The organism is Comamonas terrigena NBRC 13299 (assembly GCF_006740045.1).
GTDB classification, from domain to species: domain Bacteria; phylum Pseudomonadota; class Gammaproteobacteria; order Burkholderiales; family Burkholderiaceae_C; genus Comamonas; species Comamonas terrigena.
This window is the reverse complement of record NZ_AP019749.1, coordinates 1,452,453-1,467,033: the sequence shown is the minus strand read 5'-3', so window position 1 is coordinate 1,467,033 and position 14,581 is coordinate 1,452,453. Positions and strand designations below refer to the sequence as shown.

The 14,581-nt window shown below is 60.9% G+C and carries 7 protein-coding genes, 4 tRNA genes and 2 rRNA genes; 7 read left to right on the top strand and 6 right to left on the bottom strand.

Annotated elements, in window-relative coordinates; translation table 11 throughout:
• Positions 1-25 precede the first annotated feature (25 nt).
• Positions 26-916 (bottom strand): translation elongation factor Ts, encoded by an 891-nt coding sequence (gene tsf, locus CT3_RS06750; protein ID WP_066536275.1) that lies wholly within the window; start codon positions 914-916, stop codon positions 26-28.
• A gap of 105 nt (positions 917-1,021) precedes the next feature.
• Positions 1,022-1,774, bottom strand: coding sequence for a 30S ribosomal protein S2 (rpsB, locus tag CT3_RS06745; protein ID WP_066536279.1), 753 nt, complete (start codon positions 1,772-1,774; stop codon positions 1,022-1,024).
• A 183-nt stretch (positions 1,775-1,957) separates the two neighbouring features.
• Between rpsB and CT3_RS06740 the strand changes: the two genes are divergently transcribed.
• The 3 genes from CT3_RS06740 (at position 1,958) to CT3_RS06730 (ending at position 6,341) form a co-directional block, all read left to right on the top strand.
• Positions 1,958-3,331 carry an amidase gene (locus CT3_RS06740; RefSeq protein ID WP_066536282.1) on the top strand — a complete coding sequence of 458 codons (1,374 nt, stop codon included), beginning with the start codon at positions 1,958-1,960 and terminating at the stop codon, positions 3,329-3,331.
• A gap of 45 nt (positions 3,332-3,376) precedes the next feature.
• Positions 3,377-4,630: an FAD-dependent oxidoreductase gene (locus tag CT3_RS06735; RefSeq protein ID WP_083520423.1), complete on the top strand. Its 1,254-nt coding sequence runs from the start codon at positions 3,377-3,379 to the stop codon at positions 4,628-4,630.
• A 178-nt stretch (positions 4,631-4,808) separates the two neighbouring features.
• The gene (locus tag CT3_RS06730) at positions 4,809-6,341 is read left to right on the top strand and encodes an NAD(P)H-hydrate dehydratase (RefSeq protein WP_083520422.1); all 1,533 of its coding nucleotides are present in this window, start codon (positions 4,809-4,811) and stop codon (positions 6,339-6,341) included.
• Positions 6,342-6,858: 517 nt separating this feature from the next.
• Here the strand turns inward: CT3_RS06730 and rnr are convergent.
• Positions 6,859-9,258, bottom strand: coding sequence for a ribonuclease R (gene rnr, locus CT3_RS06725; protein WP_066536286.1), 2,400 nt, complete (start codon positions 9,256-9,258; stop codon positions 6,859-6,861).
• A gap of 34 nt (positions 9,259-9,292) precedes the next feature.
• Between rnr and CT3_RS06720 the strand changes: the two genes are divergently transcribed.
• From CT3_RS06720 to CT3_RS06705, 4 genes are all read left to right on the top strand, one after another.
• Positions 9,293-9,377, top strand: a tRNA-Leu gene (locus CT3_RS06720).
• 122 nt (positions 9,378-9,499) lie between these two features.
• Positions 9,500-9,584 (top strand) — tRNA-Leu (locus tag CT3_RS06715).
• Positions 9,585-9,672: 88 nt separating this feature from the next.
• A tRNA-Leu gene (locus CT3_RS06710) sits at positions 9,673-9,757 on the top strand.
• Between the two features lie 85 nt (positions 9,758-9,842).
• Positions 9,843-9,927: transfer RNA gene (locus CT3_RS06705), tRNA-Leu, on the top strand.
• Between the two features lie 290 nt (positions 9,928-10,217).
• On the opposite strand, the gene CT3_RS06700 is transcribed toward CT3_RS06705, so the two are convergent.
• The 3 genes from CT3_RS06700 to CT3_RS06690 form a co-directional block, all read right to left on the bottom strand.
• Positions 10,218-10,952 carry a 16S rRNA pseudouridine(516) synthase gene (locus CT3_RS06700; protein WP_066536288.1) on the bottom strand — a complete coding sequence of 245 codons (735 nt, stop codon included), beginning with the start codon at positions 10,950-10,952 and terminating at the stop codon, positions 10,218-10,220.
• A 212-nt stretch (positions 10,953-11,164) separates the two neighbouring features.
• Positions 11,165-11,277 (bottom strand): 5S ribosomal RNA (rrf, locus tag CT3_RS06695).
• 129 nt (positions 11,278-11,406) lie between these two features.
• Positions 11,407-14,286: ribosomal RNA gene (locus CT3_RS06690) — 23S ribosomal RNA — on the bottom strand.
• Positions 14,287-14,581 lie beyond the last annotated feature (295 nt).

Genomic DNA, 14,581 nt, shown 5'->3' with positions numbered 1-14,581 from the left:
TAATCAGCAGGGCGGCTTCAGCGCTTTATGCGCCCTTGGCAGCGGCCACTTGGGCAGCCACTTCGGCGGCGAAGTCGTCCACCTTCTTCTCAATGCCTTCGCCCACCACGAACATGGTGAAGCCCTTCACATTGGTGTTGGCAGCCTTGAGCATCTGGGCCACGGTCTGCTTGCCGTCGGCAGCCTTCACGAAGACCTGGTCAGCCAGGGACACTTCCTTCAGGTACTTCTGCACGGAACCTTCCACCATCTTGGCGACGATGTCGGCAGGCTTGCCGGATTCGGCTGCCTTGGCTTCGGCCACCGAGCGCTCCTTGGCGATCAGGTCGGCAGGCACGTCGGCGGACGTCACGGCCACGGGCTTCATGGCGGCGATGTGCATGGCCACGTCCTTGGCAGCGACAGCGTCACCGTCGAACTCGACGACCACACCGATGCGGGTGCCGTGCAGGTAGGAAGCCAGCGTGCCTTCGAAGCGCTTGAAGCGGCGGAAAGACATGTTTTCGCCGATCTTGCCGATCAGGCCCTTGCGCACATCTTCCAGGGTGGGGCCGTAGCCGTCTTGTTCGTAGGCCAGAGCGCCCAGGGCTTCGACGTCAGCGGGGTTGTGCTCAGCCACCAGCTTGGCAGCGGCGTTGGCCATGGCGATGAAGCTGTCGTTCTTGGAGACGAAGTCGGTTTCGCTGTTGACTTCGATCATGCCACCCTTGCCACCTTCGATGAAGGCAGTGATCACGCCTTCGGCGGTCACGCGCGAAGCGGCCTTGCCAGCCTTGGTGCCCAGCTTGACGCGCAGCAGCTCTTCCGCCTTGGCCATGTCGCCTTCAGCTTCCGTCAGTGCCTTCTTGCATTCCATCATCGGGGCATCGGTCTTGGCGCGCAGTTCGGCGACCATGCTTGCGGTAATTGCAGCCATCTTGTTTCTCCGTCTTCAGTATTCAGTTCGTTACAGGATTTCAGCTAAAAAAAGGGGGCTACCAGAGCCCCGCTTTTTTATCGCGACGTATCGCGCAGCCGGGAATTAGGCAGCGGTGTTTTCCACTTCCACGAATTCGTCGGAGCCTTCGCCAGCAGCAGCCTTGGCCACGTCGTTCAGACGGGCTTCACGGCCTTCCAGGATCGCGTCGGCGATGCCACGGGCGTACAGTTCCACGGCCTTGGCCGAGTCGTCGTTACCGGGGATCACGTAGTCGATACCTTCGGGGTTGTGGTTGGAGTCCACCACGCCGATCAGAGGAATGCCCAGCTTCTTGGCTTCGGAAATGGCAATCTTGTGGTAGCCCACGTCGATCACGAAGATGGCATCGGGCAGGGTGTTCATGTCCTGGATACCGCCGATGTCCTTTTCCAGCTTTTCCAGTTCGCGCACGAACATCAGCTGTTCCTTCTTGGACATGGATTCCAGACCAGCTTCTTGCTGAGCCTTCATGTCCTTCAGACGCTTGATGGAGGTCTTGACCGTCTTGAAGTTGGTCAGCATGCCGCCCAACCAGCGTTGATCCACGAAAGGCACGCCAGCGCGCTGGGCTTCTGCAGCCACCAGCTCACGGGCTTGGCGCTTGGTACCCACCATCAGCACGGTGCCACCGTTCGAAGCCAGTTGCTTGGCGAACTTCTGGGCATCCTGGAACATCGGCAGCGACTTTTCCAGGTTGATGATGTGGATCTTGTTGCGGTGACCGAAGATGAACGGAGCCATCTTGGGGTTCCAGAAGCGGGTTTGGTGACCAAAGTGGACGCCAGCTTCCAGCATCTCGCGCATTGTTACTGCCATGAAAATTACCTCAAAGGTTGTGTCTAAAATCCAGCCCAACCATTGCAGCCACTGCGTGACCGCAACACCTTGAAGAGACTGGTTTGCGATTTGCTTTGCATCCCTGCACCCCACAGCCCTCCTTCAAAATCTGAAAGCAAGCCGGGTTGCATTGCGCAAAGCCGAAAGATTTTAGCACAGCCCATGAAGCCTGACCTCCTTGCCACACGTGCTTTGCTGCGCGAAGGCCGCTCCACCGCCTCCCGGGAGCTGGAAAAATCCATCGCCGCCGCCCAATCCACTGCCTGCCAGCATGTGTTTGCGCAGACGCTGTTCGACAGCGCGCGCGCCACCGCGGCCGCAGCCGACCCCGCACTGCCGCTGGCAGGCTTGGCGGTCTCGGTCAAGGACCTGTTTGATATGCAGGGCTGCACCAGCACCGCCAGCTCCCGCGTGCTGGCCCACGCGCCCGCCGCCCACCAGGACAGCGGTGCCGTGGCCCGCCTGCGCCGCGCCGGCGCCAGCATCATCGGTCGCACCCACATGGTGGAATTTGCCTACGCAGGCGTGGGCGTCAACCCGCATTTCGGCACCCCGGCGGCAGTGGATGCCCTGTATGGCGACTCCACTCCAGGCTATGCAGCACGCATTCCGGGCGGCTCATCCTCCGGCGCAGGGGTCTCGGTCGCCACCGGCGCCGCCTGGCTGGCTCTGGGGTCAGACACCGGCGGCTCCATCCGCATCCCCGCCGCCCTCAACGGCCTGGTGGGGTTCAAACCCACAGCCCGCCTCTCCCTGCTCGATGGCACGGTGCCGCTGGCCCCCTCGCTGGACACGGCCTGCGCCCTGACCCGCAGCGTGCGCGACGCCGTGCTCGCCCACCAGATACTGACCGCACAGCCGGTGCACACCGGCCGGCGCAGCCTGCGCGGCAGCCGCCTGGCCGTACCCGCCACGGTGTTCCTGAATGAGCTGGAGCCCGCTGTCGCCACCGCCTTTGCCCGCAGCCTGCAGCGCCTGCGTGACGCCGGCGCCGAGCTGGTGGAAATCAGCCTGCCCGAGACCGCCGAGCTGGCGGCCATCAACGCAGCCGGTGGCCTGACCGCAGCGGAAAGCCATGCCTGGCACCGCCACCTGCTGGCCGGCCAGGCCGATCTGTACGACCCCCGTGTGCGCAGCCGTATTGAAAAGGGCGCGCTGCTCAGCGCGGCCGACTACATCGACCTGTTGCATTTACGCCGCGACTGGCAGCAGCGCATGGACGCCACGCTCCAGGGCTTTGATGCCCTGGTCTCGCCCACCGTGCCCATCACCGCTCCGCTGATTGCAGATGTGGCTCCGGCCGATGGACAGGATGCCGCACGCGATGCCCAGCGCGACGCCGCGTTCACCCGCACCAATATGCTGCTGCTGCGCAACACCAGCGTGGTCAATCAGCTGGATGGCTGCGCCATCAGCCTGCCCTGCCACATGCCAGGGGAATTGCCTATGGGCGTCATGCTTTGGCACAGTGCCATGCACGATGATGCAATCCTGGACCTGGCTTTGCAGGCAGAATCCGTGCTTCTTTCGTATTGATACATGTTGCCGGCGGCCTGGGCCGCCCGGCACCACCCCCTTTCCATGGACATCGCCATAGTCGGTGCCGGCATTGCCGGCATTGCGACCGCTTACGAACTGGCCCAGGACGGCCATACGGTGACGGTCTATGAACAACACAATGCTGCTGCCGAAGGTGCCAGCTTTGCCAATGCGGGCTGGCTGTCCCCCACCCTGCTGCAACCCTGGTCCACCCCCGGCTGGACCCCGGGCGGCACCGGCCAGACACTGGTACAGGCTGCCGGCCCCTGGCTGGGACAGAACTGGCGCTGGCTGCGCCGCTGGAAGACGGCCGAGCGCAGTGCCCACAAGACCGGCCTGCTCACCACCACCGCCAGTGCGCTGGAACAGCTCAGCGCCTTCAGCCAGCAGCTGCGCCACGAAATCTCGGCCGCCCATGAACTGAGCACAGAATCCCACCAGAGCCACCTGGTGCTGCTGCGCAGCGCCAAGGAAGTGCAGGCCATGCAACCGCTGCTGGCCGCACTGGCCGAGATGGATGTATCCGCCCAGTTGCTGGACGCCGCCGCCGCCCGTGCCGCGGAACCCGGCCTGTCCCCCGAGGCCACGCTGGCCGGCGCCCTGCAACTGAGCGAAGGCGAGACCATCAACTGCCGCCAGTGGACGCAGCAGCTGCGCCAGCTGGCCATGCACAGCGGTGTGCGCCTGCAGCCGCACACCACCATCCGCAGCGTGCAAAGTGTGGGCAAGCAGGTGCACCTGCTGCAGGAAGGCGACAACGCCGCCCACCTGCACGATGCCGTGGTGCTGTGCACGGGCGCCAACCCCGATCTGCTGGCCGCCAGCGGCCTGCGCCTGCCCATGATGCCGCTGCACGGCTACTCCATCAGCGCACCGCTGCGCGAGCCCACACATGCGCCCCGCGCGGCGGCGCTGGACTGGGGCCAGCAACTGGTGATCAGCCGCATCGGCCAGCGCATCCGCATCAGCGGAGGTGCCGAGCTGGGCACCGCGCCCGAAGCCCATAACCAGGCCACGCTGACACGGATGTACGAAGCGCTGAACGACTGGTACCCCGGCGCAGCCCAGCTGTCCTCGCCCCAGGTGCAGATCTGGCGCGGCACCCGCGGCGTCATGCCGGACGGTGCGCCACTGCTGGGCCGGGGCTCGCAACCGCAGATCTGGCTCAACCTGGCCCATGGCGCCCACGGCGCATCGCTGGCCAATGGCTGCGCCCGCATCCTGGCCGACCAGATTGCCGGACGCGCCGTGCCACAGGAAGTCCAGGCCTTGTCACCGATGCGTTTTTCCAGCTGAAGCGGTGACGCGGTCCACCCCAGAAGGGATGGACCGCCCCTACAAGCCTCCCTTTTCAGCCGACGCTCCGCGCCGCACCTCTGCGGTCAGCGCCGCCACGCGGCGTGCTTGCGCGGCCGTTGGCGATCTGCCACAGCCCACACCAGCCCCGGCACCCATCGGGTGCACACTGCGGGGTATGCGCTCCCTCACCGCCCTCCCCCCGGCAGTACGCCGCCTGCAACGCGCTGCCGGCGGTCAACCGCTGTATGACACGGCCACCACCCGCCTGATTGAAGCCCACGCACTGGATGCCGCCCCCAGCCCCAGCCTGATGCAGCGCGCAGGTGCGGCACTGGCCCAGCTGGGCCGGGCCATTGCCCCCCACGCCCGCCAGGTCTGGCTGGCCTGCGGCGCAGGCAACAACGGCGGAGACGGGCTGCAGGCGGCCGCCGCCTTCCAGGCTGCAGGTTACGCCACCAGCGTGCACTGGCTGGGGGATCCGCAGCGCTGCAGCAGCGACACCCACGCCGCATGGCTGGCCGCCCAGAAGGCCGGCGTGCGCTTTCTGGACAGTGCGCCACCGGCCCTGGACGCCCAGGACCTGGCGGTGGACGCACTGCTGGGCATTGGCGCCAGCACACGCCAGCTTCCCCCGAACGACCCGCTGGTGCAATTGCTGCAATGGCTGCACCTGTGTCCGGCACCGGTATTGTGCGCCGACCTGCCTACGGGCCTGCAGGCCGACACCGGCCAGTATCTGCCGGGCATGGCCTTCGAGCGCGCCCCGCGCAGCCCGCGCCACACGCTGAGCTTTCTGACGCTGAAACCCGGCCTCTTCACCGGCGCCGGCCGGGATGCGGCGGGCGAGGTCTGGTGGGATGACCTGGGCGTCGACCTGAACCAGCACCCCGACCACCGCCCCTGTGCCCAGCTGGGCGGCGCCATGGCACTGCGCAGCCGTGCCCACGCCAGCCACAAGGGCAGCTATGGCGATGTGGCCGTGATCGGCGGCGAAGGCCTGTACCTGCGCGGTATGGGCATGGGGGGCGCCGCCGTACTGGCGGCCACCGCGGCGCTGCACCATGGTGCCGGCCGCGTGATGCTGGCTTTGCTGGACGAAGGCGCCTGCCAGTTGCTGCCCCAGCAGCCCGAGCTGATGCTGCGCCAGGTCAGCGCCCTGCACTGGGACCAGGGCGTGGTGGTGTGCGGCTGCGGCGGCGGCCAGGCCGTTGCCGCCGTGCTGCCCCAGGCGCTGGAGCAAGCCCACCGCCTGGTGCTGGATGCCGATGCCCTCAACGCCATCGCCACCGACAGCGCCTTGCAGCACTTGCTGGCCAGCCGCGCCCACATCGGCCTGCACACCATCCTCACCCCCCACCCGCTGGAAGCCGCACGCCTGCTGGGCAGCGACACCACCGCCGTGCAGGCCGACCGCCTGCAGGCCGCACACCAGTTGTCGCAGCAGACATCCAGCACCGTGGTGCTCAAAGGCTCGGGCAGCATCATTGCCAGCCCCCACCAGCTGCCGTGCATCAATGGCAGCGGCAATGCACTGCTGGCCACGGCCGGCACCGGCGACGTGCTGGCCGGCATGGTGGGCGCTGCCTGGGCCCAGGGCCTGCCACCCCACACCGCCGCGCAATGGGCCGTGTGGCGCCATGGTCATCTGGCCGAGCAGTGGCCTGCCGGTCAGGCGCTGACGGCCGGCGCACTGGCGCGCTGCAGCTGAAACTGCAGGCCACTGCGCCACCTCGCATGCACGCTGCCGGCGAACAAGCTGGCAGCAGATGCGGCCGCAGCCGCCGCCAGAGACTCTATGGTGCGCCCTGGTGCTTCCATACCTGCCGTGGATGCTACGGCCGCCCAGCACTGGCGCTGCGCCATCCCACAGCGCTGACGCTGCCGCCCGAACGATTTTTTGCCTTGGCGCCAGAACCGATCATCGCTCCTGAGGCAGAAAAAAGCGCCACATCGGTGCATACGCCCACGCCTCCCAGGGCTGAAACAGTTGGGGTCACAGGCTGACCAGGTGCCAAACGCTCCAACCTTCCCACCGGGCAACTGGGAAGACCCGCACTGCGCGCGCACCAGAACGGGTGAGTAGCAGGCAACAGGCCAGCTTGGCAGCCAGACTCCGCACACTCCATCCAACCTGGGCGAGCGGCGGCGCATAAAAAAAGGGATCCACCGCATTCCGCTGGTGAATCCCTGGTGCAGGCCGCCGAAGCGGCCCTCGCTCAACCGTCTCAGCGGCCCGTTCGGGGCTTGCGCTTGCCGGCCCTGGAGTTTTTGGCGGTCTTGGCAGCGGCCTTGCCCTGCTTGGCCACGGCAGCCTGCTGCACCGATGCACGCAGATCCTGCATATCGGGCGCCGCCGCTTCACGCGGCGCCTGGTGGGCATTGCGGTTATCGCGTCGCGCAGGCTTGCCGGAACCGGAGCGGCCGGGCTTGCCCTGGTTCCAGCTGTCCACGGCTTCCACCGGAGCGCGGGCAGGCGCTGCAGCCTCCTCACTGCCGTCATCGCTGGCCGCTTCACGGCGGGCACGCTTGCCGGCACGGCTGCGGGTGGCATTGCGCAAAGCCATTTCTTCCTCATCGTGCACGATGCGGAAGTCGATCTTGCGGCCATCCAGGTCCACACGGCTCACCTGCACCCGCATGCGGGTGCCGATGGTGTAGCGGATGCCGGTGCGTTCGCCGCGCAGCTCCTGGCGGTGCTCATCAAAGCGGAAGTAATCACCGCCCAGCTCGGTGATGTGCACCAGACCTTCCACATACATGGCATCCAGCGTGACAAAGATGCCGAAGGTGGTGACCGAGGACACCGTACCGGCAAACTCCTCGCCCAGATGGTCGCGCATGTATTTGCACTTGAGCCAGGCTTCCACGTCCCGGCTGGCCTCGTCGGCGCGCCGCTCGTTGGCGCTGCAGTGCAGGCCGGCGGCCTCCCAGCCTTGCAGCTCGGCCTGGGCCGCACGGCTGCGGGGCTTTTGCTGCGGCTCGGTCACGCGCGACGCCAGACGCTTGGCCAGCTTGGCCTGGGCCTCTCCCGGCGTTGGCAAGGTGGGCAGGCGGTAGTGCGAACCGGCCAGGATGGACTTGATGACACGGTGCACCAGCAAGTCGGGGTAGCGGCGGATGGGGCTGGTGAAATGGGTGTAGGCCTCGAACGCCAGACCGAAGTGGCCATTGTTCTCGGGCGTGTAGAAGGCCTGCATCATGGAGCGCAGCAGCATGGTGTGAATCTGCTGCGAATCCGGACGGTCCTTGGTGGCATCGGCAATGGCCTGGAATTCACGCGGGTGCGGTGTGTCGCTGACCGACATGCCCACACCCAGCGCCTTCAGATAGCCACGCAGGATGTCTATCTTTTCGGCCGAAGGACGGTCGTGCACACGGAACAGGCCGTTCTGGCCGTTCTCTTCGATGAAATCGGCCGAGCACACGTTGGCGGCCAGCATGGCTTCTTCGATCAGACGGTGGGCATCGTTGCGGGTGCGGGGGATGATTTTCTCAATCCGGCCGTTGTCGTCGCAGACGATCTGCGTCTCCACCGTATCAAAGTCCACTGCGCCGCGCGCCTGGCGCGCCTGCAGCAGGGCACGGTACACATCGTGCAGGTTCAGCAGGTCTTGCACGCGCTCCTTGCGCTGCGCGGCTTCCGGCCCACGGGTATTGGACAGAATGGCCGCCACCTCGGTATAGGTGAAGCGTGCATGGCTGTGCATCACCGCCGGGTAGAACTGGTAGGCCTGCACCTCGCCCTTGTTGTTGACCAGCATGTCGCAGACCATGCACAGGCGGTCCACGGCGGGGTTGAGCGAACACAGACCGTTGCTCAGCTTTTCCGGCAGCATGGGGATCACGCGGCGCGGAAAGTACACACTGGTGGCGCGCTCGTAGGCATCGATATCGATGGCATTGCCGTTCTGCACATAGTGGCTCACATCGGCAATCGCCACCAGCAGGCGCCAGCCCTTGCTGCGCCCCACCTTGGCGGGCTCGCAGTACACGGCATCGTCAAAGTCCCGGGCGTCTTCGCCGTCGATGGTGACCAGGGGCACATCGCGCAGATCCACGCGGTTCTTGCGGTCCACCGCACGCACCTTGTCGGGGAGCGCCTTGGCTTCGGCCAGACAGGCATCACTGAAGATATGGGGCACGCCATACTTGCGCACGGCGATCTCGATTTCCATGCCTGGGTCATCCACTTCGCCCAGCACTTCAATCACCCGACCCACCGGCTGGCCAAACAAGGCAGGGGCCTCTGTCAGTTCCACCACCACCACCTGGCCAGCCTTGGCCGTGCCGATGCCGGTGCCCGGCACCAGCACATCCTGGCCATAGCGCTTGTCTTCCGGCGCCACCAGCCACACGCCGCTTTCCTGCAGCAGCCGGCCGATCAGGGTCTTGGTAGGACGCTCGACGATCTCCAGCACATGGCCTTCGGGCCGGCCACGGCGATCCTGGCCCACGATGCGCACCCGCACCTGGTCCTTGTGCAGCACCGCACGCATCTCATTGGGAGGAAGAAAGATGTCACCTTCGCCGTCGTCGCGCAGGACAAAGCCATGGCCATCGCGGTGCCCCTGCACGGTACCTTCAATTTCTTTGGACAAGTTGGCTGTCTTTGTGCGGAGGTTCATTTTTTTACTATACAATCTAAATCTTTCCTGAGGCGCCCAGGTGGCGGAATTGGTAGACGCACTAGTTTCAGGTACTAGCGGGTAACTCCGTGGAGGTTCGAGTCCTCTCCTGGGCACCAAGTTTAACGACAACCAGCTGTGGTTTTCGTAAAAACAAGGTTCATTGCTACCACAGTGAGCATGTTTTGCATAAAGGCGGAGACGCTTTAGGAAAAAATGGATCTGTCTTTGACAGATGCAAGCCCAGGTGGCGGAATTGGTAGACGCACTAGTTTCAGGTACTAGCGGGTAACTCCGTGGAGGTTCGAGTCCTCTCCTGGGCACCAAAATTTGCGATGCTTGCTTGTTCAGCAGACATCACCAAAAGCAAATTGTGAGGTGCTACCACACTTTATTCAACACAATTTGTCTTTTGCCCAGGTGGCGGAATTGGTAGACGCACTAGTTTCAGGTACTAGCGGGTAACTCCGTGGAGGTTCGAGTCCTCTCCTGGGCACCAAAAATTTGCGATGCTTGCTTTTGGCAGACATCACCCAAGAATAGATTGCGGGTGCTACCACACCCATTCAACACAATCTGTTTTTGCCCAGGTGGCGGAATTGGTAGACGCACTAGTTTCAGGTACTAGCGGGTAACTCCGTGGAGGTTCGAGTCCTCTCCTGGGCACCAGACACATCAGGCGATTGCTGCTTCAGCAATCGCCTTTTTTGTTGCCCGCACACTTACACTTGCTGCCCGCAGCCACCCCTGCGGCCCAGTGGCCCATACGGGATGCCAAGCAAGCCACCCACAAAAAAAGATACCTCCCAGGGACAGGGTTACGGCGCTGCCACCAACAGGCGCACGCAGTGACGCAATGGCACTGCACCCAGCAAACCATATGAAAAAAGCCCATTGCCTGCCAAGCAGGAATGGGCTTTGTCACCAATGGCAGGCCTCGCATGCCATGTACGCCATCTTCAAGGGCGCAGCAGCTCCAGGTCGGCGGCCGTCAACCAGCGCCACTGCCCCGGCTCCATCGTCGCCGGCAGCTCCAGACCGCCGATCTTCCAGCGATGCAAGCCTTCCACACGGTTGCCCACCGCCGCCAGCATGCGCTTGACCTGGTGGTATTTCCCTTCGGTCAGCGTCAAATCCAGCGTGCATTCATCCACCTGCACACAGGCAGCCGCCCGCACAGGCTTGGGGTCATCGTCCAGCACCACACCGGCCAGCAGACGCTCCACCATCTGCGCCGTCACCGCATGTTTGGCCTGCACCCGGTAGACCTTGGGCACATGCTTTTTGGGCGAACTCATGCGGTGAATGAACTGGCCATCATCGCTGAGCAGCAGCAAACCCGTTGTATCCTGGTCCAGGCGCCCCACCGCCTGCAGGCCCTGGATCGCATTCTTGTTCGGTCGCTGGCGCAGCGGCATCGGCAGCAAGGTATAGATACTGGGGTGGGCCGAAGGCTTTTGCGAGCATTCCGTGCCGGCCGGCTTGTACAGCAGCACATAGCCTTTTTCATGGTATTCCCAGTCCACGCCCTGCACGCGGAATTTCAAACCCTCCGTATCCAGGTCCAGCGTGGAGTCGGTCACGCGCTGCATCTCGCCATCGACACACACCTCAACCCAGCCTTGCTGCACCAACCCAGAACACACGCGGCGAATGCCAAAGCCCTGGGAATACAGAATATCTTGCAACTGCATAACACCACCTCACAGGATTGCCCTGTGCAATCCATTTCAGAACATTCAAAAACCGGAGCACGCTCAACACACACGGCATTGTTTCCAAATAAACTTCTATTTGAAACCCAAGCCCATCAATTCGCAAGCGCTACGCTTTTGGAGAGCAATCTAAGCCGCCAAAAACAAAACCCCCAGCCTCTTGCGAGAGCTGGGGGTGTTGCGCTGTAAGAGCCTGACGATGACCTACTTTCACACGGGAACCCGCACTATCATCGGCGCAAATTCGTTTCACTGTCCTGTTCGGGATGGGAAGGAGTGGTACCAAATCGCTATGGTCATCAGGCATAACTTGTCACCAGGCAGTGCTGTGCACTACCCAGTCAATTCATAGAGTCTGTAAATCAGCTTGTATTTTGATTGCGCCTACTTTTGGCATAACAGTCTTGTACTACCTATTGGCAGTCAAAGTTATAGGGTCAAGCCGCTCGGGCAATTAGTACTGGTTAGCTTAACGCATTACTGCGCTTCCACACCCAGCCTATCAACGTCGTGGTCTACAACGACCCTTCAGGGGGCTCAAGGCCCCGGCAGATCTCATCTTGAAACGAGTTTCCCGCTTAGATGCTTTCAGCGGTTATCTCTTCCACACGTAGCTACTCGGCAATGCCACTGGCGTGACAACCGATACACCAGAGGTGTGTCCACTCCGGTCCTCTCGTACTAGGAGCAGGCTTCCTCAAATCTGCAACGCCCACGGAAGATAGGGACCAAACTGTCTCACGACGTTTTAAACCCAGCTCACGTACCTCTTTAAATGGCGAACAGCCATACCCTTGGGACCGACTACAGCCCCAGGATGAGATGAGCCGACATCGAGGTGCCAAACACCGCCGTCGATATGAACTCTTGGGCGGTATCAGCCTGTTATCCCCAGAGTACCTTTTATCCGTTGAGCGATGGCCCTTCCATACAGAACCACCGGATCACTATGTCCTGCTTTCGCATCTGCTCGACTTGTCAGTCTCGCAGTTAAGCACGCTTATGCCATTGCACTATCGTCACGATGTCCGACCGTAACTAGCGTACCTTCGAACTCCTCCGTTACGCTTTGGGAGGAGACCGCCCCAGTCAAACTGCCTACCATGCACTGTCCCCGATCCAGATAATGGACCTAGGTTAGAACCTCAAACGCACCAGGGTGGTATTTCAACGTTGGCTCCATGTGATCTAGCGACCACACTTCAAAGCCTCCCACCTATCCTACACAGATCCGTTCAAAGTCCAATACAAAGCTACAGTAAAGGTTCATGGGGTCTTTCCGTCTTTCCGCGGGGAGATTGCATCATCACAAACATTTCAACTTCGCTGAGTCTCAGGAGGAGACAGTGTGGCCATCGTTACGCCATTCGTGCAGGTCGGAACTTACCCGACAAGGAATTTCGCTACCTTAGGACCGTTATAGTTACGGCCGCCGTTTACTGGGACTTCAATCAAGAGCTTGCACCCCATCATTTAATCTTCCAGCACCGGGCAGGCGTCACACCCTATACGTCCACTTTCGTGTTTGCAGAGTGCTGTGTTTTTATTAAACAGTCGCAGCCACCGATTTTTTGCAACCCCGTTTAGCTCCATTTGTACAACTTCACTTACTAGGGGCATACCTTCTCCCGAAGTTACGGTATCAATTTGCCGAGTTCCTTCTCCTGAGTTCTCTCAAGCGCCTTAGAATACTCATCTCGCGCACCAGTGTCGGTTTGCGGTACGGTCGTCAATAGCTGAAGCTTAGTGGCTTTTCCTGGAAGCAGGGTATCACTCACTTCGTGTGCAAGCACACTCGTTATCACCCCTCATCTAAGATCCCCGGATTTGCCTAAGGACCACGACTACAGGCTTGAACCAACATATCCAACAGTTGGCTGAGCTAACCTTCTCCGTCCCCACATCGCACTATTGATCGGTACAGGAATATTGACCTGTTTCCCATCAGCTACGCATCTCTGCCTCGCCTTAGGGGCCGACTCACCCTACGCCGATGAACGTTGCGTAGGAAACCTTGCGCTTACGGCGAGCGGGCTTTTCACCCGCTTTAACGCTACTCATGTCAGCATTCGCACTTCTGATACCTCCAGCACCCGTTACCAGGCACCTTCACAGGCTTACAGAACGCTCTCCTACCACGTGCAATAAATTGCACATCCGCAGCTTCGGTAACTGGCTTAGCCCCGTTACATCTTCCGCGCAGGACGACTCGATCAGTGAGCTATTACGCTTTCTTTAAATGATGGCTGCTTCTAAGCCAACATCCTGACTGTTTTAGCCTTCCCACTTCGTTTCCCACTTAGCCAATTTTAGGGACCTTAGCTGGCGGTCTGGGTTGTTTCCCTCTTGAGTCCGGACGTTAGCACCCGGTGCTCTGTCTCCCAAGCTGTACTCTGCGGTATTCGGAGTTTGCATAGGTTTGGTAAGTCGCCATGACCCCCTAGCCTAAACAGTGCTCTACCCCCGCAGGTAATACTTGAGGCACTACCTAAATAGTTTTCGGAGAGAACCAGCTATTTCCAAGTTTGTTTAGCCTTTCACCCCTATCCACAGCTCATCCGCTGATTTTGCAACATCAGTCGGTTCGGACCTCCAGTACCTGTTACGGCACCTTCATCCTGGCCATGGATAGATCACTTGGTTTCGGGTCTACACCCAGCGACTGGACGCCCTATTCGGACTCGATTTCTCTACGCCTCCCCTACTCGGTTAAGCTTGCCACTGAATGTAAGTCGCTGACCCATTATACAAAAGGTACGCCGTCACCCCTTACGAGGCTCCGACTTTTTGTAAGCATGCGGTTTCAGGATCTATTTCACTCCCCTCCCGGGGTTCTTTTCGCCTTTCCCTCACGGTACTGGTTCACTATCGGTCGATTACGAGTATTTAGCCTTGGAGGATGGTCCCCCCATATTCAGACAGGGTTTCTCGTGCCCCGCCCTACTTTTCTCTAGCTCAGTACCACCAGTCGGTTTTCACATACGGGGCTATCACCCACTATGGCCGGACTTTCCATTCCGTTTTGTTAACCGTCTGACTATCACTAGAAGGCTGTTCCGAATTCGCTCGCCACTACTATCGGAATCTCGGTTGATGTCTTTTCCTCTGGGTACTTAGATGTTTCAGTTCTCCAGGTTCGCTTCGACAGCCTATGTATTCAGCTGCCGATACCTATTGCTAGGTGGGTTTCCCCATTCAGAAATCTCCGGATCAAAGCTTATTTGCCAGCTCCCCGAAGCTTATCGCAGGCTATCACGTCTTTCGTCGCCTGTAATCGCCAAGGCATCCACCACATGCTCTTAGTCACTTGACCCTATAACTTTGACCTCTCTTGCGAGATGGTCGCCATTTCGGTTTTCAAAGACTTGTAAGGTCTCTCACCTTACGCGTTATGCCGTAATGTGAATGATTCTTCGGTGCAAATCTTTCGATTTGCGCCTAGAGAATGATTCGTCATTACTTGAATTCAAAGTTTGAATTCGTGTTGACGCAATCAAAATCGTTGCTGGTGGCACGGTGCATTTTTCATGCTTTCCACCAGCAACGCTGATTTTCGACTCTATGAATTTTTAAAGAACAGCCTATTGATCGGATCGATCAATACAAAA

Excerpts from the sequence above, each read along its gene's own strand:
- tsf (WP_066536275.1), bottom strand. The coding sequence starts at position 916 with ATGGCTGCAATTACCGCAAGCATGGTCGCCGAACTGCGCGCCAAGACC.
- rpsB (WP_066536279.1), bottom strand. The coding sequence starts at position 1,774 with ATGGCAGTAACAATGCGCGAGATGCTGGAAGCTGGCGTCCACTTTGGT.
- CT3_RS06740 (WP_066536282.1), top strand. The coding sequence starts at position 1,958 with ATGAAGCCTGACCTCCTTGCCACACGTGCTTTGCTGCGCGAAGGCCGC.
- CT3_RS06735 (WP_083520423.1), top strand. The coding sequence starts at position 3,377 with ATGGACATCGCCATAGTCGGTGCCGGCATTGCCGGCATTGCGACCGCT.
- CT3_RS06730 (WP_083520422.1), top strand. The coding sequence starts at position 4,809 with ATGCGCTCCCTCACCGCCCTCCCCCCGGCAGTACGCCGCCTGCAACGC.
- rnr (WP_066536286.1), bottom strand. The coding sequence starts at position 9,258 with ATGAACCTCCGCACAAAGACAGCCAACTTGTCCAAAGAAATTGAAGGT.
- CT3_RS06700 (WP_066536288.1), bottom strand. The coding sequence starts at position 10,952 with ATGCAGTTGCAAGATATTCTGTATTCCCAGGGCTTTGGCATTCGCCGC.